The 22,235-nt window shown below is 45.9% G+C and carries 20 protein-coding genes and 2 pseudogenes; 10 read left to right on the top strand and 12 right to left on the bottom strand.

Translation table 11 applies throughout. The features are described 5' to 3' along the window. The first annotated feature begins 236 nt into the window (after positions 1-236). Positions 237-1,103, top strand: a complete 867-nt coding sequence (locus ENN47_06815; GenBank protein ID HDP77879.1) for a MurR/RpiR family transcriptional regulator — start codon at positions 237-239, stop codon at positions 1,101-1,103. Between the two features lie 159 nt (positions 1,104-1,262). Beyond that, positions 1,263-2,171, top strand: coding sequence for an L-asparaginase (locus tag ENN47_06810; GenBank protein ID HDP77878.1), 909 nt, complete (start codon positions 1,263-1,265; stop codon positions 2,169-2,171). Here ENN47_06810 and ENN47_06805 read toward each other — a convergent pair whose 3' ends face one another. Then, complete coding sequence (locus ENN47_06805) at positions 2,172-3,692, bottom strand: MATE family efflux transporter (protein HDP77877.1); 1,521 nt, start codon at positions 3,690-3,692, stop codon at positions 2,172-2,174. A 142-nt stretch (positions 3,693-3,834) separates the two neighbouring features. Between ENN47_06805 and ENN47_06800 the strand changes: the two genes are divergently transcribed. Continuing rightward, positions 3,835-5,187, top strand: a complete 1,353-nt coding sequence (locus ENN47_06800; protein ID HDP77876.1) for a hypothetical protein — start codon at positions 3,835-3,837, stop codon at positions 5,185-5,187. A 360-nt stretch (positions 5,188-5,547) separates the two neighbouring features. Here the strand turns inward: ENN47_06800 and ENN47_06795 are convergent, their stop codons facing one another. Then, entirely contained in the window at positions 5,548-6,480 is a 933-nt protein-coding gene (locus tag ENN47_06795; protein HDP77875.1) for an MBL fold metallo-hydrolase, read from the bottom strand. A 12-nt stretch (positions 6,481-6,492) separates the two neighbouring features. Further along, the gene (locus ENN47_06790) at positions 6,493-7,113 is read right to left on the bottom strand and encodes a cyclase family protein (GenBank protein ID HDP77874.1); all 621 of its coding nucleotides are present in this window, start codon (positions 7,111-7,113) and stop codon (positions 6,493-6,495) included. Between the two features lie 186 nt (positions 7,114-7,299). Between ENN47_06790 and ENN47_06785 the strand changes: the two genes are divergently transcribed. The 4 genes from ENN47_06785 (at position 7,300) to ENN47_06770 (ending at position 11,987) form a co-directional block, all read left to right on the top strand. Continuing rightward, the gene (locus ENN47_06785) at positions 7,300-7,677 is read left to right on the top strand and encodes a hypothetical protein (GenBank protein ID HDP77873.1); all 378 of its coding nucleotides are present in this window, start codon (positions 7,300-7,302) and stop codon (positions 7,675-7,677) included. A gap of 142 nt (positions 7,678-7,819) precedes the next feature. Continuing rightward, a complete protein-coding gene (locus tag ENN47_06780) occupies positions 7,820-8,722 on the top strand; it encodes an HD-GYP domain-containing protein (GenBank protein HDP77872.1) in 903 nt (300 codons plus the stop codon). Positions 8,723-8,896: 174 nt separating this feature from the next. Next, a complete protein-coding gene (locus ENN47_06775; GenBank protein ID HDP77871.1) occupies positions 8,897-9,841 on the top strand; it encodes a pyruvate kinase in 945 nt (314 codons plus the stop codon). After that, the gene (locus ENN47_06770; protein ID HDP77870.1) at positions 9,834-11,987 is read left to right on the top strand and encodes an RNA-binding transcriptional accessory protein; all 2,154 of its coding nucleotides are present in this window, start codon (positions 9,834-9,836) and stop codon (positions 11,985-11,987) included. Before ENN47_06775 ends, ENN47_06770 begins: the two co-directional genes overlap by 8 nt. 121 nt (positions 11,988-12,108) lie before the next feature. Here ENN47_06770 and ENN47_06765 read toward each other — a convergent pair whose 3' ends face one another. Beyond that, on the bottom strand, positions 12,109-12,762 hold the full coding sequence (locus tag ENN47_06765; GenBank protein ID HDP77869.1) for a YggS family pyridoxal phosphate-dependent enzyme: 654 nt from the start codon (positions 12,760-12,762) through the stop codon (positions 12,109-12,111). A gap of 117 nt (positions 12,763-12,879) precedes the next feature. Between ENN47_06765 and ENN47_06760 the strand changes: the two are divergent. From ENN47_06760 to ENN47_06750, 3 genes and pseudogenes are all read left to right on the top strand, one after another. Then, positions 12,880-13,677 (top strand): annotated as a pseudogene (locus ENN47_06760) (hypothetical protein). A 72-nt stretch (positions 13,678-13,749) separates the two neighbouring features. Next, the gene (locus ENN47_06755) at positions 13,750-14,370 is read left to right on the top strand and encodes a hypothetical protein (GenBank protein HDP77868.1); all 621 of its coding nucleotides are present in this window, start codon (positions 13,750-13,752) and stop codon (positions 14,368-14,370) included. 12 nt (positions 14,371-14,382) lie between these two features. Further along, positions 14,383-14,754 (top strand): annotated as a pseudogene (locus tag ENN47_06750) (hypothetical protein). A 511-nt stretch (positions 14,755-15,265) separates the two neighbouring features. On the opposite strand, the gene ENN47_06745 reads toward ENN47_06750, so the two are convergent. The 8 genes from ENN47_06745 to aroF are packed head-to-tail and all read right to left on the bottom strand — an operon-like array spanning position 15,266 to position 22,229. Then, entirely contained in the window at positions 15,266-16,036 is a 771-nt protein-coding gene (locus ENN47_06745; GenBank protein HDP77867.1) for a prephenate dehydrogenase, read from the bottom strand. Next, entirely contained in the window at positions 16,033-16,392 is a 360-nt protein-coding gene (gene aroH, locus ENN47_06740; GenBank protein ID HDP77866.1) for a chorismate mutase, read from the bottom strand. Before aroH ends, ENN47_06745 begins: the two co-directional genes overlap by 4 nt. After that, positions 16,389-16,841: a type II 3-dehydroquinate dehydratase gene (aroQ, locus tag ENN47_06735; GenBank protein ID HDP77865.1), complete on the bottom strand. Its 453-nt coding sequence runs from the start codon at positions 16,839-16,841 to the stop codon at positions 16,389-16,391. Before aroQ ends, aroH begins: the two co-directional genes overlap by 4 nt. Beyond that, positions 16,838-18,325, bottom strand: coding sequence for a bifunctional shikimate kinase AroK/3-dehydroquinate synthase AroB (gene aroB / locus ENN47_06730; GenBank protein HDP77864.1), 1,488 nt, complete (start codon positions 18,323-18,325; stop codon positions 16,838-16,840). Before aroB ends, aroQ begins: the two co-directional genes overlap by 4 nt. Then, complete coding sequence (aroC, locus tag ENN47_06725) at positions 18,273-19,400, bottom strand: chorismate synthase (protein ID HDP77863.1); 1,128 nt, start codon at positions 19,398-19,400, stop codon at positions 18,273-18,275. Before aroC ends, aroB begins: the two co-directional genes overlap by 53 nt. Next, a complete protein-coding gene (locus tag ENN47_06720) occupies positions 19,397-20,179 on the bottom strand; it encodes a shikimate dehydrogenase (protein HDP77862.1) in 783 nt (260 codons plus the stop codon). Before ENN47_06720 ends, aroC begins: the two co-directional genes overlap by 4 nt. Further along, positions 20,176-21,435, bottom strand: a complete 1,260-nt coding sequence (gene aroA / locus ENN47_06715) for a 3-phosphoshikimate 1-carboxyvinyltransferase (GenBank protein ID HDP77861.1) — start codon at positions 21,433-21,435, stop codon at positions 20,176-20,178. Before aroA ends, ENN47_06720 begins: the two co-directional genes overlap by 4 nt. A gap of 17 nt (positions 21,436-21,452) precedes the next feature. Then, entirely contained in the window at positions 21,453-22,229 is a 777-nt protein-coding gene (gene aroF, locus ENN47_06710) for a 3-deoxy-7-phosphoheptulonate synthase (GenBank protein ID HDP77860.1), read from the bottom strand. Positions 22,230-22,235 lie beyond the last annotated feature (6 nt).

Genomic DNA, 22,235 nt, shown 5'->3' with positions numbered 1-22,235 from the left:
TAAGTAGAATACCTCAAAACAAGTTTCAACATGTTTTGAATGCACCCAATCAATCAAATTGCTTCTAAAGAAGCAGAGTATCGAGAGTCACACCTAAATATCTCAATGATTAACTAGTTTTCCTGCAGTAATAGTAAATACACTTATGAAAATATAGTTTCACTATGCTATCATTATGAAAAGATAGTTTCATAGAATCCTTGATTAACTAATTCCTTGCGGAAAGGTTGATAACAATGGTATCCGAAGAAATAGCAAAAATAAAAGATGATTTATCGCCAGCTTACAAGAGGATAGCAACCTATATTCTCAAAGAATACTCACAAGTGGGATTCATGTCTATTGAAGAACTGAGTTCTATGGCCGGGGCTAGCAAGGCATCTGTAGTCAGATTCTCGAGGCGACTCGGTTTCTCGGGGTTCAATGAAATGAAAAAGGCGATCCAGCATGAGCTCAGGAGAAGACTTCTACCGTACGAGAAGATCGCAACGACCGAACTCGACATGGCTCCGGTTGAAAACCAGTTGAAATTGCTAAGACAAAATGAGATCAACAGTCTCAAAAACACTCTGTCCGGGATCAGAGAAGAAGAGCTTCACAAATGGGTAGAGACTATAAGGACAGCCAGGAACATCTATTTCGGAGGCTTTGGCGCTACAAGGCACGTGGTTTCGTTGATGCGCTACACAATCTCCGTTCTCCAGCGGAAGCCAACCTGGTTGCTGTCGGGATCGGTCTCCGACTTTTCCTTCAAAATAAAGCTAATGGAAAGAAATGACGCTCTGATAGTGATGACCTTTCCTCCATACTCAAAAGAAGTGGAATACATGATCGACTTTGCACGTGAAAGAACCGTAAGAACTCTGCTCGTTACAGATTCCATTGACTGTCCGGTCTATTCAAAAGCCTATTCGTCGATTTTGTGCGAGAACAACTCACTTCTGTTTGGGAATTCCTTCGTCGGACCCGTTGCAGTAGCGGAAATGATAGGGAACTTCATCATCCTAAGCGAGAAGAAGACCGGCATGGAGGAGATGAGAAGGTTGTTTGAGGTAGAGGAGAGAGGATACAAGGCAATAAGTACTGAAGGAAAGAGCAAGTAGTTTCATCGCTTGTTTGTGAAGGCTCAAGTTTTATGAAAAGAAAAAAGGAATCGAAGAGGGGAATTGACTTAGCCCACCGCGGCATCTGAACTGCTTTTTAGAGAGGAGTGTTCTTCTTTTCATCAAGAAAGGCACTTTTGCTTGAAACGAGGAGTTTGTATGAAGGCCATCATTGTGCACGGCGGTACCGGAAGTTTTAGTGACGTAATAGACGCAGACGAACACAGAAGAGGAGTCGAAGAGGCTGTCAAGCAGGGATTCTCAACTCTTCAAAAGATGAACAACGCAGAAGAAGCAGTTGTTACCGCCGTGTCCGTGATGGAAGAAGATCCCACCTTCAACTGCGGCAGGGGATCTGTGCTTACTTATCGCGGCGATATCGAAATGGATGCTGCGATAATGGACAACAACCTAAATGCGGGTGCGGTTTCCGGACTGAAGAGGATTCTCCATCCCATAACGGTGGCAAGGGCGGTCATGGAACAAACCGATCATGTTTTGCTTGCCGGAGACGAACTGGAGGAGTTTGTTACAGTTCTAGGGTTTCCGAGGGAAGATGACTTGATCGTTCCAAAAAGGCACCTCCAATGGAAAGATGAACTTGAGAGAATCGCGAGAGGCGAGAAGACTAGATTTGGAAAGAGCATCAAGCTGGCAAAAAAGGCCGAGGAGTATCACTCTACCTGCGGTGCGGTCGCAATAGATGACCACGGAAGAATGGTCGCCGGAACATCCACGGGTGGAATGATGATGAAAAGCTTCGGCAGGGTGGGAGATAGTCCCATTTTGGGTGCCGGAACCTATGCGGACTCGTTCGGTGCAGTCTCCGCAACGGGTCATGGAGAAAAGATCATGAAGCTCACTCTGAGCAGGCTGGTCGCCTTCTTCATGGAGCAATACCCCGCTCAAAAATCCGTAGACATCGCTCTCGAGAGAGCCAGATACTTCGACTGTGACTGCGGCCTAATTGCGCTCGACAGATATGGCAATATCGGGATCGGGCACACTTCAAAGGATATGTCATGGGCCTTCATAAAAGACGGTCATTCGCCGGTGATATTCAGATAATCACTGCCTGCCTTCCTCAACAAGAGAAAACTCCTTGCTTTGAGACTTTAGTTTCTTGACAATCGCTACGGCAAGAATAGCGGCTACAAACAGTGTAAAGAAATCGGCAACTGTCTGAGAATAAATGACCCCATTGAGCCCGAAAATCCTTGGCAAGAATAGTATCGCCGGTATTAGAAAGAAACCTTGCTTCGACATCGACAACAATCCTGCTGCGAAACCCTTTCCAAGAGCCTGAAATAGAACTGTAAAAGTAATCACGAAGCCGAATGTGGGAAAGAAGATGTTTACCGCTCTAAAGGCTCTGGAACCCACATCGATGACTTCGGGATCATTACTGAAGATGCTGATAATCGAACCAGGTATTGTCAATCCGATTATGGCAAAAACCGTTGCAAAGACAGTTGTCACGATCACCGAAAATCTCAGAGCTTCGAAGACTCTCGAAAACTTCTTCGCGCCGTAATTATAGCCAGCAACCGGTTGAAATGCTTGACCGTATCCGAATAGAACCATCATGCCCAACATAAGAACCCTCATTGTTATTCCAACGGCCGCAACGGCATGGTCCCCGTAGTCTCCGGCGGCGTTATTCAACAGCGCAACGGCGAAACTGGACAAGGATTGTCGCAAGAATGTCGGAAGGCCGATTTTGAAGATTTCTGAGTATATCTGAATAGAGAACCTGTACAGTCTTATCGATAGATTTGTGTAACTCTTCTTTCTTACGAAATACTCTAGGATTATCATCGTCGAGACAGACTGAGAGATGACCGTCGCAACGGCCGCTCCCGTGATCCCCATTCCAAATCCGAAGATGAAAACAGGATCGAGCGCAACATTAAGAAGGGCTCCGGAGACCATAGCAACCATGAATCTTTGGGCATTGCCCTCCGCTCTAACGAGATTGTTCATGGTCATGTTCATCATGGTAAATATCGACCCCATGATGATTATCATCGTGTATTCTCTTGCATACTCCATGATAGTATCGGTAGCTCCGAAAGCTGTAAGAAGAGGATCAAGGAATGTCAATCCCAGTATAGTGAAGGCGATTCCCGTGGCAAAACTTGTAAAGAGAGCCGTTGATGCCGCCTTATCTGCCTGTTTCTTATCTCCGGCTCCCAGTAGACGCGAAACATACGAAGCCGCCCCCACACCGTACGTCAGGCCGACGGCACCAATCAGATTGAATATCGGAAAAGCGACCGCAACGGCTCCCACAGCGCTTGTACCGATTCGGCCAATGAAGAAAGTGTCGACCAAATTGTAGATAGCATTTGTCAGCATTGCAACGATTGACGGAATTGAAAGACCGATGAGCAGAGAGGGAATCTTCATAGTCCCCATTGCCCTGGCTCTTTCTTCGGAACTCCTGAATCTCAACTGAAACCCTCCAGAATAAACGAAAATCCACTCTATTTCATAATACACCAAGATAATGAAGTTATTTGTCACGCTAACAATACCCAAGACCAGCAGATTAAAAAAACCGGCCTTCGAGCAAAGTGTTCCCATCAAATTCGAGGCAAATGTACCCCTTCAGCTGCTATTTCGGGGTGTAAACTCTCGTCGCGATAGGAAAAGACCGATGGGCATTTATCGTCCTTACATAGAGCGATCGAACCGATAAGAGGCCTCATTGGCCCGAGGAGGAGATTACATGAGAAGGATGAAGCTAATATCAGTTTTTCTCTTAGTCTCAATAATACTGATTTGTGGATCGTTTTTTTCAGAAGAACCGATAGACGAGATGTACGAACCTAATGTTGAAGAGACAGTCGAAGAAGATTCCCTGAAAAAAGAAAACATGGAGGCTAGAGGGTTCTACCTGGAGGAAGAGGTCAGCGAATCCTACACTTTCGTGGTGAACGTCCCCTCTGTCAAGTACAATGCAGACAATCTAGAGTCACTCACTTTGGAAAACATGGAGGTCAGAGGTTTCTACAGAGAAGGCGAAGAATACGAAGATCCCTCATTCTACTATTTTGCATCTTCGGCAGCTTTATCTAAGGAAGAATCAGAATCCGTAGAAGCAGTCGACGGCTTCTACAGGGAAGGTGAGGAAGAAGAGGAGCACAGCGTATTCATAAGCGCCTTTACCTCCGCTCCCGTGGATGATGTGAAAGTTGAAGCGATGAAGGTCTTCGCAAACACCGTAAACACTCTCAGCAAAGGAGACATCTACGTCAGGATCTTTCATACTAATAACCGTAGTTCCGAAGAACTTCTTTCCGGTGTAATCAACGGAACGGAATTGATGGCATTCGACTGCAGTCTGTGTACGATTGCCGACTCGCTTTTCCTTCCTCAACTATCGATCTTCTCCGCCGCTTATCTATTCGAGGATGTGGAGCACATGGACAAGGCTATGGACAGTGGAATCATGTCGGGGCTTCTCGACAGAGCCGCAGCAGACTCCGGAGTAAGGGTGCTCGACAACTGGTACTGCGGAAGTCATCATCTCTTCCTGAACGAAACCATAGGTGGGATCGAAGATCCTTCGCGACTGGAGGGACTGAGACTCTGCTCAATCCGTTACCAGGGCTCATTCGACGCCTGCATAGCTCTTGGCGCAACTCCCGTCTATATGGGTCAGAGCACTCTCAAAGATGCGATGAGCTGTGGTTCAGTTCAGGGCGCGGAGATGCTTCTTGAATGCGTTACGGCTGAAGAATGCATCGATTCTATAAAGACCATAATACTTACCGGGCATCAGATCGAATCGATCAATCCGATAATCGGCGAGGCCACATGGAAGATGCTGAACGACAGGCAGAAGAACTGGATTCTGGAGGCGCTGCACACTGCGAGATCATACATGGAAACGGAAGTTCTCGCACGCGAAGCAGAGATAATCGGAGCCCTCTCTCAGAAATACGGTATCCAGATCTTGGTGCCATGTAAGGATGGGTTGCTCCAGCAGGCGGCAGCCTACTATTCGCAGAATCGTTTCTCTGCCGTGTGGGGCGAAGATGCATACGTCCGAATACATGCAGCCTCGGAAGGGATGTAACTCAGTAATCAGTAAAGAGGGTATTCTGAAATCCGTGACATCGCTCTAAAGTAGTTTAGTGTTGCATCACAAGCTGCCCTTCAATCATTCCCAACGTTTGAGGGGCAGCAGTTTAAGATCGAAGAGCAAAGACAACCGTAAAGTAGCATTCATGGAAAATATTCAGAACCATTCACTTGAAAGCGATAAGGAAAATAAGAGCTATGCTGGCTTATAAACCCCTGTCTCTCGTTTCACCTTGCAATCGTGAAGTACATTATCAGTCCCACAACCACCGTGACACCGATAATCAAAGGAATAATCGAAAATCCAAACATCATCTCACCTCCATCTAAAAGTTGCTCAATATTCTACTCTCTTTCATTCGAAATCCTTTCTGTTCATCAAAAGCTCTTCATATTGGGGCCAGATCTCTTCAAGTCTTTCAGAAGGAGTCTGTCGGATCAATCTCGATTCAAATTTCAAAGATTCCCTTTCCACTCCGAGCATCTGCCAAAACGCTCTCTTGAACTGCGCAAAGTCAAACCTCTCACCAAGAATTTTTCTTGCTGTATCTTCATAATGCAGAAATTCGAGATACTTTGTGTTGAAAGAATGTGTCTCTTCGCCTTCTTCAACGTCTATCTCTTCACCAAGGAAAAGAGCCTTCAGATACTCCAGATTCTTTCTGACGAGACTGTCACCGACGATTCCCGAGTGTCCGGAAATTACAGTCCGATACGACATCTTAAGTATAGTCTTCAAACTCTCCATGAAGGTTACCAGATCGCTCCAGAGAGTTATTGGTAAAGGATCTTCAACAAGATCTCCTACGAAGATCACCGAATCCCTTCTGTCGATACATACCGAAGAACAGAGAGTGTGTCCCGGCATATAACGAAACTCTATGTCGTCATCTTCAAATACTAGTTTATCGCTGAAGGTGATACCTGGAAGTTTCTTCAAAACTTCTCCGTCATGAAATCTCTCCAGATTTTCGAAATCGTAGTCCCATCTTTCTTCCATTCTTCTTCTTGCAAGTTCATGGGCAATGATTTCGTACCCCTCGAACGCTCCGTTCCCCCAGATATGGTCATAATCCGAATGTGAGTTGAAGATTAAGAGATCCTTTCTGGGAGTCTCCCGGATGTAGTTCTTGACAACACTCATGGATCTGTTCCCCAGAAACGTGTCACACAAATAGAATCGATATCTGCCTTCTATCAAGTGAACAGATGTCTCCCCATTCATCGGGGAGTCTCCGTCCTGAAAGGTAAACAATATACCCCTGTTGCCGACTTTCTGAATCTTCAAGGACTTTCTCTCCTATGTGACCGCGGCAAAGATCCGGGCTACAGAGGAATCCGCATGGATCTTAAGAGGAATCGCGAAGATTTCCAGTTCCTTTGAACCCGAAAGCTTTTCAAGACCGGTAAGATTCTCTGCGATGAAGCAGCCTCCGCTAAAAAGGATTCTGTGAATATCGTAAGGGAATCGATCCGGAGAAGATGAGTCAAAGCCAACCATTCTCGTCTTACGTTTTACCAGAAATTCAGCCAGTTCATAAGTCAGGTATGGGTTCTCCAGAAAATACTCCTCGTTTCCAAACAAGGAATCCCTTCCAGTCCAGAAAAGAAGAATCGAATCTTGCGAGACGGCATCTTCGTACTGCGACTTCATCTTTATCTCCATTTCACCCCTAACGTCAAGAAGAACTCCATTGCCTATCAGCCTGTCGATCTCGATCCGATCTACGTATAGATCTGACTGGGTGAGATGCATGGGACCGTCTATGTGGGTTCCCGAGTGCATACTGATCTCAAGCCTGTGGTTATTGAAACCATCTTCTTCCAAGACTCTCGATCTGCGTAACCTTGTGGAATCGTCACCGGGATACACAGGCTGGTTATCTTCAACTGTCCTGGTCAAATCGACGAATTCTCTCACAAGGATCACCTCTCTTTCTTCCTCAAAGAAACAATAATTACAGAATAGCACAAACCGGGTCTCCTGAAGTGTTTTCCTGAGTTCAATGCTTTCAAAGCTCTTCAAAAATTCCAATCAATATTTGAAATCAATAGATTATATGATATGATTAATACATTCGAAGAAATTCAAAGGAGGAGAGTTAGTATGAAAAGAGTATTAATTCATGCATTAGTGCTCCTCTTCGTATTGTCCTTTGCGTCATCTGCAATCGGCTCTTCGTTTGACTTGGCGAAGGACATCGCCGATTCGGCAAACGAACAGATTGAATCTCTAATCGAGACCGCAGTTCAGAAGGCCGAGAAATTCACGGAGCATTACGAAGAGAAGGGCATGGCGCTGTTGGCCTATGAGACTCTAATAGACAATCTCGGAAACGATCTTTCTGAGAAAGCGTTCTTGATTTCCCAGAGTGCTATAACAAGAATTGAAGAGCTAGGATATAAGGCAATTTGCTATTATATTCCAGTGAAACTAGGATACAAGGTTTTCTTGATCGATCCGATTCTGATAATCGACGACTAGTAGAACCACCTCTGATTATCATCATTATGAAATGCCGTAGACAGCTACGGCATTTTTGGTTAGCTAAAACCTCTGTCGATTTATGTGATAGACTGTACTTGACTACTAGCGTTTTCTATAAGTTTCATTTTTGGGGGAAGAGATGGAAGGTTTCAAAGTCTGCAAAGCATGTGAAACCATCGAAACGGTTGTCCAGAGGAATTCTTCGCTTTCTCTGCTGGCGCACGGAGATGGTGTAGAGATTTCGATGTACGAACTGCGCTCCGGAGTCGTCACTTTTCTGGATACATTTTCGGGCGGCGACCTGCTTGAATTCTATTACATCATGGATGGAACCATGTCCTGCAATTACTCCGAAAGAGAAGAGAATTTAGAACCCGGTGACTACTTCTATGCCCACAATCTCAAGTCCCCGGTAGAACTTAAGCCCCATACCGATGTTCGGATGCTCCACGTATCCTCAAGACCTTTGTTCAAGTACATAAGCAATAACATGGCCGTAATGAAGGATATTCTCTCGAAAGTAGAGATTAAAGACTCGTACACTCATGGCCATGGAAAAAGAGTCAGAGATGTGTCACTCGCTATTGCAAAAAGACTTCGTATTTCTTCAGAAAGACAGGAAATAATAGCAATGGGTGCCCTTTTTCACGACATTGGAAAAATCGAGATCGATGATTCAATTCTGAAGAAACCGTCAAGACTGAGCAAAGAGGAATTTGAAATAATCAAATTGCACCCTGTTTTCGGATGTGAGATGGTAAAAGGGAATTTTCTTGAAGACACTCATGACATTATCAGACATCATCATGAGCGAGTTGATGGCACGGGATATCCCGATGGACTGAAGGGAGATGAGATATCATTGGAAGCCAGAATCGTGGCCGTCGCCGATTCATTCGACGCAATGACATCGAGAAGGCCCTACCGAGAAGCCATGAGTTGTGAAAACGCCCTCGAAGAGCTTAAGTCTCAGTCCGGAACTTTGTATGATTCGGAGATCGTAAAGACTCTTGAGGAATGCATAGCGGAAGGACTTATCTAGTTCAGAACTTTGTTGAATCGGTTTTCTGCACTTAAGTTGCCTACTGCTGTACGATTCTATAATTGAAGCCTTCAACTGAGATCTCATTCTATCAATTTCAACCGGGTTCTTCATTCTCAAAATACTAAGTTCTCAAATCCAGTTGCTGCTATAATTCCAGTAGAGGTGATCTTGATGGAAGGATTCTCAATAGTTGCAACAATAAGTGACCGAAAAGCTCTAAAATCAATAGAAATGGCCGGCGCGACGGCAATACGCTTCAATTCTTCGCATACCACTCTAGAGGACATCGAGAAATTTATCTTATACTACGCTGATAACTGTTCTCTTCCTCTTTACATTGACCTACAGGGTGCAAAACTAAGATTGTCGCGGAATCAGCCAGTAATGGAAATAAAGGCGGGAGAACAGGTCATTCTTGGCAGTCAATGTTCGCATCTCAAGATTATTGCCGTAGATCCGAGGACCCTTTCATATCTCTCTCCGGGAATGAAAATCTCGATAGAAGATGGCAGAATTGAACTCCAGGTACTGAAACAAGAAGCAGACAACGCAAGGGCTATGGTTTTGAGGGGTGGAGTCATAAGACCATCAAAGGGCATGAATATATCGCCCCATCCAATAAATCAGATTGAGCTTTCTTCAAGAGATTCCGATATAGTTCTTGCGACAAGAAGACACGACTTCGTTAGATACGCTCTTTCCTTCGTCTCAAGTGCAAGCGAGGTAATCGAATTGAAAGACCTTTCTGGAAGACCTGTGGCTTCGAAAATCGAGAGAGAGCTCCCATTCTCCAGAGTAGAAGAGATCTCATCTTCAAGCGATGAAATCTGGTTATGCCGCGGAGATCTTGGCGCGCAGTTAGGTGCGAGGGGACTTGTCGATTTCTATAGCTACTTTTCTCAGAACATCAGAGAACTTCACAAACCAGTTCTGATGGCCGGGGAGGTTCTCGAACACATGGTTGACCATCCCTTCGCTACAAGGAGTGAACTGTGCCACCTAAAGGACATCCAGTTTAGGGGGTTCGAGGGAGTGGTTCTCTCAAACGAAACTGCCTATGGAACCTTTCCTATTGAAACAATCAAAACGGTTCTCGAGGTCACTTCAGATGAATGAAATAGTTACAGATATCGCCAACTCATTAGCTCTACCAAGATGGAAAGTGGAAAATGCCGTTGAGATGCTGGAAGAGGGAAAGACGATACCGTTCATCGCAAGATATAGAAAGGAAAAGACTGGTGAACTGAACGAAATACAGTTAAGAGAGATCTCCGATGCACTCGAATACTCCAAGAAACTTCGTTCCAGAAAAGAAGAAGTCCTGAGAATAATCGAAGAAAAGGGCAAACTCACCGAGGAACTGGAAGCAGCCATCAATGATGCAAAGAATCTTCAGCTAGTTGAAGATCTCTACCTTCCATTCAAATCTAAGAAGAAAACCAGAGCTGACAAAGCGAGGGAAAAGGGATTACAACCGCTTGCAGATTTCCTTAAAACATCGAGGATCAAGGACGAAACCTTTGTAGTTACGTTTGTCAATGCCGAACAGGAGATACTCCAGATAGAAGAGGCTCTCGAAGGGGCCAGGGACATTCTCGCCGAAGAGTTCTCCCAGGAGATATCAGTCAGGAAAGTGCTAAGAAATCAACTAAAGTCAAAAGGAACAATCAAAAGCTCTCATTCCGATAAGCAGGACGAGCGTGAGGTTTACAGGGACTATTACGATTTCTCTCAACCAATCTCTAGACTGGCGGCTCACCAGATCATGGCACTTTTCAGAGGAGAACGAGAGGAGATTCTCTCGTTAAAGTTAGAGTTGCCCTTCGATATTTTGCCTTCTCTGAGAGACTTGATCGGGTGGAAAGAGTATCTTGCCTACTATGAAGAACTGGTAGAAGCTTCGGCCGATTCTTACTCCAGGCTGCTTATGCCATCCATTGAGCGAGAGGTAAGAAATATGATAAAAGAAGAGGCTGAAGGAAGGGCGATTCATGTTTTCGCAAGAAATCTCAGAGATCTCTTTCTTCAACCCCCTCTTGGCGAAAAAGTCGTAATGGGTATTGATCCGGGTTACAGAACCGGATGCAAAGTGGCGGTAATTGGAAAAGACGGCTCCCTTCTCTATCATGACGTGATATATCCGACCCCACCTCAAAGCGACTACATCGGATCTTCAATGAAGGTAGTTCAAGCCATAAACACCTTAGAGGTCGAACTCATATCTATCGGCAACGGTACAGGTTCGAGGGAGACCGAGGTCTTTGTAAGCAGACTGATAAAGGAACACAAACTTCCCGTCAAATATGTGATTGTGACAGAGTCGGGCGCTTCCGTTTACTCGACCTCAAAAGTTGCGATTGAAGAGTTTCCGAACGAAGACGTAACTACAAGAGGGGCTATCTCGATTGCACGCAGGGTTCAAGACCCGCTGGCCGAATACGTGAAAATCCCCCCGGAAGCTATTGGAGTCGGAATGTACCAGCACGACGTCAATCAATCGGAATTGAAGAAGACTCTAGACAGAGAGGTCGAGTCCGTCGTTAATTTGGTAGGAGTCAATCTAAACACTGCATCGGAGCATCTGTTAAAATACATATCCGGTTTGAATTCTAGAGCCGCTCTGAACATTGTGAAGCACAGGGCGGAAAACGGAGCGTTCATGAACAGAAAGGAACTGCTGAGGGTCTCCGGTCTCGGTCCAAAAGCCTTCGAGCAGGCAGCTGGCTTTTGTAGAATACTAAATGGATCAGAGGCTCTTGATGGGACTTCCGTTCATCCTGAAAGCTATGAGATAGCGAGGGATATAATCAAGAGTGCTGGCTTTGGCCCTGAAGAACTTTTCACGAGAAAAGAAGAAATCTCGAAGAAACTGGACGAGATCGATCTTGACGCTTTTGCCAAGGAGAGGGGACTCAATTCAATAACTGTGAGAGAAGTTATGGGCATGGTGAAGAAGCCGGGTTTGGACCCAAGAGAGGAACTTGAAAAACCGATCCTTAGAACTGATGTCCTTTCCATGGAAGACCTGTCCAAGGGGATGGAACTGGAGGGTACTGTTAGGAATGTCGTAGATTTCGGAGCCTTCGTTGACATCGGAGTCAAACAGGATGGGCTTATTCACAAGAGCAAGATGGGAAGGAGGGTTAGAGACCCTCTCGAGGTATTGAGCGTAGGGCAGATTGTGAAAGTAAGGGTTCTGGAAGTCGACACGAAGAGAATGAGGATAGGGCTCGAACTCCTCGCAGATGCGAATTCCAATTGATCCACATGAGCTGAAGTCTTTTTTGGGTCCCTTTTTGCAGTCTAGCTCACTATGAAACTGAAACTCTAACTCTATTTAGTCATTTAGCGAAGGGCTGACCATAATGAACTCGTCAGAACCATCATTGTCGTTCTCCGAAGATGATCGTTCCCAGTCTAACCATATTCGATCCCTCTTCGATCGCGACCCTATAGGAATTGGACATTCCCATTGATAGGTTCTTCATCTCAACTCCTTCGATCTTCTCTTTAGAGATCTCTTCGAAAAGTCTTCTTGTAAGCCTCAAACTGGGTCTTATCTCTTCGGGATCCTCTGTGAAAGGCCCCATTGTCATTAGACCGACCACCGAAATATTCTTGAGCGGTGAGATCTCTACAATCATTTGCAGGACATTTTCTGGCAAGACTCCGGCCTTGTTCTCCTCCCTGCCGCTGTTAACCTCGATCATGACCGGCATCTTCTTGTTCAGGTATGAACATCTCTTATCTATCTCCTCTGCGAGTTTGAATGAATCTACAGTCTGAATAAGATCAAATATCTCTACTGCCCTTTTCACTTTGTTTCTCTGCAAATGCCCAATGCAATGCCATTTAGCTTTGTCGCCAATGGCTTCAAATTTTCCTTCGGCCTCCTGAACGTAGTTCTCACCGACATCACTTATACCGCTCTCCAGAAGCTCTAGAATGTCTGAAACAGTCCTCGTCTTCGATGCAGCTACGATGGTCACATAATCTGGTATTTCACTTCTCAGCCATCTCACATTCTCAACAATCATCTCCAGACCTCCCTTTTAGTAAATTATATTGCATCGAATCCTATTGTGTTTGAGTTAAGACGAAAATCGTGATATTATTCAAATTGCCGGGGTGAATACTCAGTAGGAGATGATGTTATGAGTAAGGGCATCGCCTGGTTATTGGTTGTATTGATTTCGGCGGCTGCAATCGTTAATCTCGCAACAACTGTTATGACATCAAACAAGCTCTTGGAAGAGATTTCGACAGTCCGTACCGACCTTTTCGCTCTCAAATCGAGAGTTGCCTCTCTCGATTCTATTGTAAGCGATATTAGAAACCGAATCGAGGAATCCGGTGATTTTGTCAGGTCGGTGCACTTCACCAGATCTTCAACTACTCTGGAAAAAGTGGTACTTAAGGCCTCGGTAACTCTTTCGGAATTCACGGAAGGAAGTCAGCTATTTCTGAATGTAATCGATGAAAATGCAGATGTTCGATCTTATGAACTCGAATCTGAGAACGGTGTCTTTACTGCAATGATCGAGCTATTTCCTGAAGAGACTTATCACGGTCAGGTTAGAATAAGCGATGGCGACAAAGAATCACTAAGCAACGAATTTGCTATTTCTCACGATCTTTACAACGTTCAGCGCTATCAATTGCTTGGACACGCATGGCTTCTCGAAACAGACAAGATCCACTACTCAATTGATCTATAAACACAATATTGCAGAGATGAAGAGCTTAGAATTTCTGAAGCGGCGATAAAGGTTGTTGAAGGAGAGAACACGAGAGAGACTCTCTTACTACCATTAGACAATAATTCTCTCGAATTGGCAAAAACAGTTTACTATGAGGCCGAAAGAGACGCATCTCTCACTTTTGTAGCGGAAATAGTCTATAGATTTGGAGAGTCCAAGACTGAAGAAGTGAAGATGAATTACCACTTCTGACAACTAGAGTCAAGACTTTTGTTTGATAATCTTCCCTGCTCGGATACAATCTCATTATAGTAGGTGAGTAGATTGCAAAGACGAGAATGGCTTGAAGAATATAGAGAAAAAACACTTGAACGAACACCTATCGCCTTCGAACTAGAGAAGGAGAAACTTCAGGATTTCATACTTCGAATGGCAGGTTTTCTAGAAGAGTCAAATATCATCGCAGACTTCGGTTGTAACTCCTCGGATTTCTGGCCTCTGATGAGAGACATGAGTCTAAGAGTTGTGGGCGTTTCCTGTAATACAGCCGTTAGTCAAAGAGAGGGTATCCGAATAATGAATGTCGGACTTTCCGATTTCAATTTGCTAGGCATATTTGAAGGGTTCGTGGCAGTTGGAATACTTCAGCGACTCCATCCTGAGTTGTGGTCGAGGATCCTTTTGAGAATAGTAAGGTCCGTCAAAACTAGCGGTGTAGGACTTATCGTTACCGGAGTCAGCGAAGAAGAAGAGGCAAAGGCCAGGCATGACTCGCTCAAGAAGAGTGGATTTCCAGTGGTTGTGGGTGAGTACATAGATGACAATGGCAACTATAATTTCAAGCCATTGAAGAGCTGGTACGATCAGTGGTTGAAAAATGCTGGTCTCTACATTTTTAGAGAAGAAGTAATGAAAAATTTAGTATACACTCTTGTAAGAAAATAATCTGGAGTTTGAATGACCAGCAACGAGATAAGAGTCTATTATTTTGACGGACAGTGTCCCTGGAACCAGGCTGCATTGCTGCAAGCTAGAAGTGCGGCCAATGTTCTTGGGCTTAGAATGATCGAACTCAATCTTACAGAAGTAGGCTCGGATCGTCCCGTCTACTTTCCTTTTTCGTTAGTTCACAATAATCACAAGATTGCAGGCCCTGTTCCGTCTGAATTCATTGTTGAGATTGTCAAGGGTTTGAGGCCAGTAGCTAAGCAAAGCGAAACAGTAGATAAACCATCTCGAAAGTGTGACAATCTCAGCCCTTATTCTCGAGAGTCGCTAAGAGATGCCTGTAATGTCTGCACCAATGGTACCGGTAGAGGAACAGAGGAGAAAGTTAACTGGTACAATCGCTTTCGGGGAGAAGACAGGATTTTCGGCTTTGTTTCATGTGTCAATAAGAGACCCGTTGCCTTCTGCGAAGTGATTCCTTCCTCTTCCTCTCCCTATTCGATACCGAAGAACGATCGTACAGCATTCATAACCTGTATATACAGCTCTCCCGCTGAGCCATATGATTTCAGGGGAGAGTTGATTGATGAAGTCATCGCTGAAAGTAATCGACGAGGATATGAGAGAATCGAGGTGCTGTCTGGGGTCAGAAGCCCATTTCCAAACGGACCGACACGTCTCTTTGAAAGCAAAGGATTTTTCTGTGATAGACAGCTTCTGGATTCGGTAATCATGCTCTCAGGAAGTGATGAAGTTGCACTCATGACAAAAGCTTTGTGATTGCTGAAACTACCCTGCTTACAGGCGTGAAGTGAAATCTTCATCGAGACCACAGTTGTCTTCTCTGAACTGTTTCAGAAATCTGGAAGGTTCAGTCTCCCTCATACCTTATTCACTGGTGAACAGAGATGATTTCCTGCAACTTTTCAATATCTCCCATTTCGATGGCGATTCTGATACTGCGCAAATACCTCTCTGCTTCCTCCAGGGAAGACGCAATATTCGGACCATTGAATCTAGCCATATCTAAAACCATATCCATATTCTGTCTTCCAAGTCTTGAAGTCGAATCGTAACCGGGTCCGGAGTACTTTTCGAAATCACCACCCAGTCTAAGTAGAGTTCTCGAAAGAAAATAGGCTGTCTGGCTTATTCTACCGACTATGTAATCGTGTCTCTCTGGCTGGAGGTATTCGGGAGAAGATCCCAGTTCAGATACCACCATCAGCACATGGTCAAGGTCCTCTCCGGTTGCGAACTCTCCCGGAGAAAACAGGAATACGCGGCCATCGAACATCGATTCGTCCCAGCCAGCTGGGCCCTTGTGTACGTTGCCGGCCATGGGATGGCCGCTTATCAATCTTATCTTCCTGAGTCTCGCTATCTCCTGGAAGGGGCGCATTACACTAGCGACATCAAATACCGGCCCACCAAAATTGGTCGACAGTAGCAGCTTCTCCTCGGAGTTCATGGGGAGTGCTATAACGGTCAGATCCCTCGGCATAAAGACATCTGAAGATACTTCAATGCTTGGATCCTTCTTTCTAAGCATCTCTGTTGTCACAACATTCTCGTCGAAGACCGAAACCTCGTGGCGCCGCTTGGAAAGCCTCAATGCAATCGATCCCCCGATCGAACCGGCACCTATAATGTGAATCTTCATTCCTTCGAGTCTCCCACCTGCACCTTGTCGGGCCTCAGATTTCTTGCTCGCCGCAAATAGACGAAATTCTTCGTCTCAGACTCGCAGTGTAGAAGCACCCTTATAATCCCCCCGGGAGAGTTTCCAAAGGAAGCTTCATAAAGGCACAAAAGCGCAACATCGCTTTGATCGAAGCCTTTTCTGAACGCAGTTGCTGGATTGTATGAAGCTATGTCATTAGTAACGGTAAATATCACAGAGTGCAGTTCAGTGATTTTGTTTCTATTGAATATCTCCTCCATGAGCTCAATTATAGAGTCTTGTATCTCTTCCGGACAATCTGCTTCTATAGATGTTGCTCCCCTTATAGCTTTCACTTCGTCGCCTCCCTATCTGCTAACGGATCAAAGTGTGAAACTGCATATTCTATGGCAAGCAAGTATCCGTACAATCCGAGTCCTGCGATTGTTCCGGTGCATACAGGAGAGATCACAGACTTGCTTCTGAACTCTTCTCTAGCGAAGATATTTGAAATGTGGACTTCGATCTTGAGCCCTCTAAACAGTTCAAGCGCATCTCTTATCGAGTAGCTGTAATGAGTTAGTGCGCCAGCGTTTATTACAACTGCATCATAGTCAATGGTATGAACCCTGTCGACAAGCTCTCCTTCGTGATTAGACTGGAAAAACTCACTCGATGCCCCGCTTTCGACGCACTTTCTTTCGACGGCTTCGCAAAGCTTACTATATGTGAAGTCACCGTACACACTCTTCTCCCTCATCCCAAGCATATTCAGGTTAGGCCCGTTCAAAATGAGTATTTTCATACGACCACAGCCAGCAAATCATCGAGTCTTACCTTTACAAATTCAAAGGAACCGGGTGTTCTGACCAGAGGTATCTCTATCTCCATGCTCTCAGAGGCCATCGCTTTCTTATCATTTCTGAGCAGTCTTAGAGCATCTTCGACAGGTAGCTGCGGGAAATCCAGACCAATGATTTCGGATAGAATTTCAGAGACTTCTCTGTATACTGCCTCATCTATAAGACCTAGGGTTGCAAAGTAGTGCATCTCCCTCTCTAGACCCCACGCCACCGCCATTCCGTGCGAGACTCCGGTTAATGGCTCGTAGAGATGTCCCAGTGTGTGGCCAAGATTCAAAATCCTTCTTATTCCTTTTTCACGAGTATCAGTCGCCACGATTCTATCCTTCTGCCTTACGGCTTCTTCTAGCATCTCGCTAAGAGCACCCAGATTTCTGTTCTTCAGGTCTCTACACCGGCTCTTGAAATCCTCATACCATCGACCCGTTATCAGGAATATCTTGAAGGCCTCAATAAGCCCTTCTTCAAACCGTCCATCGTCCATCGAAAGCGTTACGATTGGATCTATGATGGTCTCAGAAGGCATATAGAAATTGCCGACAACATTCTTGCATCCTTTGAAATTCAGCCCATTTTTCCCACCGATTGAAGCATCTACTTGAGCAAGAAGAGTCGTCGGATATAGGGTTATTGGAACACCCCTCTTAAATGTCGAGGAAGCGAATCCAACGAGATCCGTTACTGTTCCTCCACCTGCACCGACTACCATATCACTTCTCGAAAGTCCCATATCCATGAGATACTCATAGATTTGAAAGAGTGTATTAAATCCCTTAGCCTCTTCACCGTCATCTATGGATAGAGCCGAAGAGGGAATCCATTCTGAAAAGATTTTCTGAATTCTTCCGGAGACTACGGTGTTTGGCATCCTACCTATGGACTTGAAGCCGCCCGGCGATATTGAGACAGGGTGAGAACTGCTATTTAGCGTTTTGCTTTCACTAGCGGTGATTTTCATAGATATCGCCGCAACGGTCTCCCACTGGGTCTGGCTCGAAGTATCAACTGAAGGGAACTGCTCATAGAGCTCCCTTCGCTCTTCCCAAATCCTGAAGATGCTCTCCTTACCTTCCTTCAGTAGTGGGCGACCCTTCACACTGACTCTTTTGTAGAGATCTGCTGGAGGAAGCCTGAGGTATACGGCATTTTCTCCCTTCAATATCTTACGGTTCTCCTTATCAAGTATTGCACCTCCGCCTGTCGATACGACAATCTCGTCCCTCCGAGCGAGTTCTTTCAGAAGGTTCTTCTCCAGTCTTCTGAATTCTTTCTCGCCCTCTTTCTCGAAAATTTCACTTATGCTCATCCCCTTAACTCTTTCGATCTCCGAATCCATATCTATGAATTTCTTATCGAGAACGGAAGAGAGGATTCTACCTATTGTGCTCTTCCCCGAACCCATCATCCCAATGAGGAACACTCTCATCCTTCACCCTCCTTTTTATCGAGCAAAAATCGCCACTTCCAAACCTTTCTAGAATCGCCTCAAGCAACAAGAGCGATAGCATAGACTCTCCGACGCCTGCGGCCGCCGGGACCGCCGTAGTATCAGAACGAACGTAAGGAGTATTTTTCTCATTCAAGTCGCTCAGATCGACGGAAGAGATCCCCCTCCTCAAAGAAGGAATTGGCTTAACGCTTGCCTCAATAACGATGCTTTCGCCGTTTGATATCCCACCCTCGATACCGCCGGCATTATTTGTCTTCCTGAAAACTATCCCGTCATTAATGTAGAGCTTATCGTGGTATGCGCTTCCTCGAAGCCGCACATCGGGATTTCCAATGAAGACGCCCTTAACGGAGGGAATCGCCATGAAGTGCTTCCCGATTCTCGAATCGAGTCTTTCAAAGAGACTGCCGTATCCCCCGGTCCCCGCCGGTATTCCATCAGCGATTACAACAAACCTTCCCCCAAGGGTCTCTCCAAGCTCCCTCGCAACATCGATCTCCTTCAACATCTCTTGGTAGGCGATTTCATCGTGACAGAAAACCGAAGATCCACGAATCTTTGAAATCCATTCTCGCCCTGAGGGGCTTTCACAGATGACGTTTCCTATCGCTATGACTGAACTGAACACGGTAATCCCAAGCTCATGAAGAATCTGAGACGCGACTGAACCGATAGCCGTAAGCGCTGCAGTCCATCTTGCACTGCTTCGCTCTGCGTAAACCGCCAGATCATTTAGTTTGTATCTAGTCCACGCAGCATAGTCGGAATGTCCGGGCCTTGGGATGCTTCTCACGCTCTTCTCGGCACTGGAAACCTTATTCTCTATCTCAATCAGAAGTGGGGCGCCCGACGTGACTTTTTTCCACATACCCGACTTCACGATTGCTTTATCCTGCTCGCCCTTCATCCTTTCTCCTCTGCCATAGCTCTTCTGCCTTCGCTTTAGCTGTCTATCTATCTCTTCGATTGAAAGAGAAAAACCAGACGGCAACTCCTCGATGAGCCCGAAAACGCCGCTTCCATGAGAATCCCCGACCACGGTAAACTTCATTTCACCACTTCCCAGAACGTCTCTTCGAAGACCTCGTTTGAAGGCAGACCCCATATTTTGAGGTTTTCGAGAGCCTGGTAAAGAAGCATATATCTTCCGTCAAGAATGGCTTCCACTCCACAGTTGTAAGAGAGCTCGATCAAGGGTGTCTTCCGGTAGATCAGATCGTAAACTAGACTCTTACCGTACAGCTCTTCAGAGGTGATCCCCGTTTCCTCTCCATTCATTCCAAGGGAGGAAGCGTTAATTATACTCATGCTCCTCGAAGAGACCTCTCTGATTGATTGAAATGGAAAGACTGATATTTCAAACCGCCCTGGTATCTCGAATTCCCTTTTGATCTTCTCCGCCCTGGAAAGCGTTCTGTTCAAGAGTTCTATCCTCTTCACGCCCGCTTTCCTCAAGAAAAAAATCACCGCCCTCGCAGCACCTCCCGCTCCAATAACCATTACGGGCTCCTCTATCGACCCATCGAGCAAAGGTTTGCCAAAACCGACCCAGTCCGTGTTGTACCCTTTTCCCTCGAAGACGCAGTTTATAGCCGAGAGCGGAGATTCAACATGGCTGACCACGTGAGCGACAACCTTTTCCTTGAATGGAATAGTAACGTTGAACCCGTCGAAATTCTGAACAACTGAAGCTATCTTTTCTGCGAATTCATCTGGAAGAATGTCAACCGCCTCGTAAGATGCATCGATGCCCATTCTTTCGAAGAACCGTCCGTAAATGGCCGGCGATAAACTGTGGGAAACTGGATGCCCAATTATGCATAACTTCACTGAGAAACCTCCTTGAGTGTTTCGAAGAACCCCGGAAAGGAAACACCGACTGCATTCGAGTTCGTTAATTCTACTCCTTCACTGCTTAGCAGCCCGGCTATCGAGAAAAGCATCGCAATTCTGTGGTCACCATATGAGTCGACCTTTCCTCCAGTTATTCTTTGAGGGCCTTCCACGCTAAAGCCATCCTCATGTTCAAGGATCTCTACGCCAATTCTTCTGAAGTTCTTAACGGTAACGGCTATCCTGTCCGACTCTTTCTTTCTCAACTCCCCGGCCCCTCTGACAGTCGTTGTACCTTCCGCGAAAACTCCTGCGAGCGCAATCAGTGGAAGCTCATCAATCATTGAAGGAATCAAATCACTTCCGACCTCCACTCCAACAAGACGGGAAGATCTAGCCACGATTGTGCCCACCGGTTCTGGAGAGCTCTCCTTAATCTCCATCTCGATGTCTGCACCCATTTTCATGAGAAGCTTTATGAATCCTGTCCTCCCTTGATTAAGTCCGACATTTAGAATAGTTACCTTGCTGTTTTTATGAAGAACCGCCAGAGCTGTTGGAAAGGCGGCCGATGAAACGTCCCCGGGAATCGAAAACCGGACCGGAAGAAGCTCACTCTTTTCTACCTCAACTCTCTTATCACTCAAAGTAATTCCGGCACCCATTGATCGGAGCAACCTCTCTGTGTGATCCCTGCTGCAGTGTGGCTCAGTAACGGCCGTAGTGCCTTCCGCTTGAATCCCCGCCAGTAAAATCGCACTCTTGACCTGTGCGCTGGCAACCGGGAGAGAATGCTCAAATCCCCTTAGCTTTCCACCGGATATGCACATTGGAAGAAGTGAGTCCTGGCGGGCCGATATACTAGCCCCCATCTCTTTCAACGGGGCAACGACTCTCTTCATGGGTCTGGCTGACAGAGAATCATCTCCAAAGAGAACGTGAAAACCTCTCTTTCCCGAAAGAACTCCAGCCATCAATCTAGCCGTAGTCCCGGAATTCCCGCAGTCAAGCGGCCTGGGCGATTCCTTCCACGACGCAGAAGATATTTCCATTCTGTTGAAACCGCCTTTGAAGTCCCCTCCAAGTTCGCCGATCATACTGAACGTCCTCAGAGTGTCTTCGCTTTCAAGCAGGTTGTGGACTACACTAACGCCACGACTCATAGAGCACATCATTAGAGCCCTGTGAGAAATCGATTTATCCGGAGGTACAGCAATTTCCCCGGCAACTTTCTTTGAAGGTAGCAATCTCATCTTTTCCTCCCAACCTATCAGGTGAGCGAAAGCTCTGTGGCACTGGCCAATTGTTCGAGACTATTCATAAGCTTTTCAAACTCGCCGAAACTGAGGCTCTGTTTGCTGTCGGAAAGAGCCATTTCCGGCCTTGGGTGAACCTCGACTTCGATACCATTGGCTCCAACGGCCAGAGCTGCTCGGGAAAGCGGTATTATCAAGTCTCTTCTCCCGGAGGCGTGGCTCGGATCCACAATGATCGGCAGAGGCGATTGCAGCTTTATTAGAGGTACGGCAGAGATGTCCAGCGTGTTCCTCGTGGCCGTTTCGAAGGTTCTGATTCCCCTTTCACAAAGGATTATCGACATATTTCCCCTTGATGCGATGTACTCTGCGGAAAGAAGAAGTTCTTCCACCGTATTCATGAAACCCTTCTTTAAAAGAATAGGCTTGCTCTTCTCTGCCACCTTCTGTATAAGCTGAAAATTCTGCGAGTTTCTCGCGCCAATTTGCAGTATGTCGCTCATTTCACAGACAGCTTCAAGCGTCCCTTCACCGGTCACTTCCGTCACCGTCTTGAGGTTATAATGATCTGCGGCCTCCCTCAAGTATCTCAAACCAATTTTCCCGAGTCCCTGAAAAGAGTATGGAGAAGTTCTCGGCTTGAAGGCTCCCCCTCTGATCACCCTCACGCCCACTTCTGAAAGAAAGGCCGCGCTCTCTTCTATCATGGGGCGATCTTCAATCGCGCATGGACCGGCCATGACTACGAATTTACCTTCTCTTACCGATAGATCGCCAATCTCCACTGAGATATCCTC

It is taken from the genome of Mesotoga infera (assembly GCA_011045915.1).
Lineage (GTDB): Bacteria > Thermotogota > Thermotogae > Petrotogales > Kosmotogaceae > Mesotoga > Mesotoga infera_D.
The sequence above is the reverse complement of the archived record's forward strand: the minus strand, read 5'-3'. Positions and strand labels throughout refer to the sequence as shown.

Bases quoted from the DNA above. Each gene is read 5' to 3' on its own strand.
- ENN47_06745 (HDP77867.1), bottom strand. From the start codon at position 16,036: ATGAAGATTCACATTATAGGTGCCGGTTCGATCGGGGGATCGATTGCA.
- ENN47_06780 (HDP77872.1), top strand. From the start codon at position 7,820: ATGGAAGGTTTCAAAGTCTGCAAAGCATGTGAAACCATCGAAACGGTT.
- ENN47_06785 (HDP77873.1), top strand. From the start codon at position 7,300: ATGAAAAGAGTATTAATTCATGCATTAGTGCTCCTCTTCGTATTGTCC.
- ENN47_06770 (HDP77870.1), top strand. From the start codon at position 9,834: ATGAATGAAATAGTTACAGATATCGCCAACTCATTAGCTCTACCAAGA.
- ENN47_06765 (HDP77869.1), bottom strand. From the start codon at position 12,762: ATGATTGTTGAGAATGTGAGATGGCTGAGAAGTGAAATACCAGATTAT.
- ENN47_06775 (HDP77871.1), top strand. From the start codon at position 8,897: ATGGAAGGATTCTCAATAGTTGCAACAATAAGTGACCGAAAAGCTCTA.
- aroC (HDP77863.1), bottom strand. From the start codon at position 19,400: ATGAAGTTTACCGTGGTCGGGGATTCTCATGGAAGCGGCGTTTTCGGG.
- ENN47_06810 (HDP77878.1), top strand. From the start codon at position 1,263: ATGAAGGCCATCATTGTGCACGGCGGTACCGGAAGTTTTAGTGACGTA.
- ENN47_06800 (HDP77876.1), top strand. From the start codon at position 3,835: ATGAGAAGGATGAAGCTAATATCAGTTTTTCTCTTAGTCTCAATAATA.
- aroA (HDP77861.1), bottom strand. From the start codon at position 21,435: ATGAGATTGCTACCTTCAAAGAAAGTTGCCGGGGAAATTGCTGTACCT.
- aroQ (HDP77865.1), bottom strand. From the start codon at position 16,841: ATGAAAATACTCATTTTGAACGGGCCTAACCTGAATATGCTTGGGATG.
- ENN47_06815 (HDP77879.1), top strand. From the start codon at position 237: ATGGTATCCGAAGAAATAGCAAAAATAAAAGATGATTTATCGCCAGCT.
- aroB (HDP77864.1), bottom strand. From the start codon at position 18,325: ATGAGAGTGTTCCTCATTGGGATGATGGGTTCGGGGAAGAGCACAATA.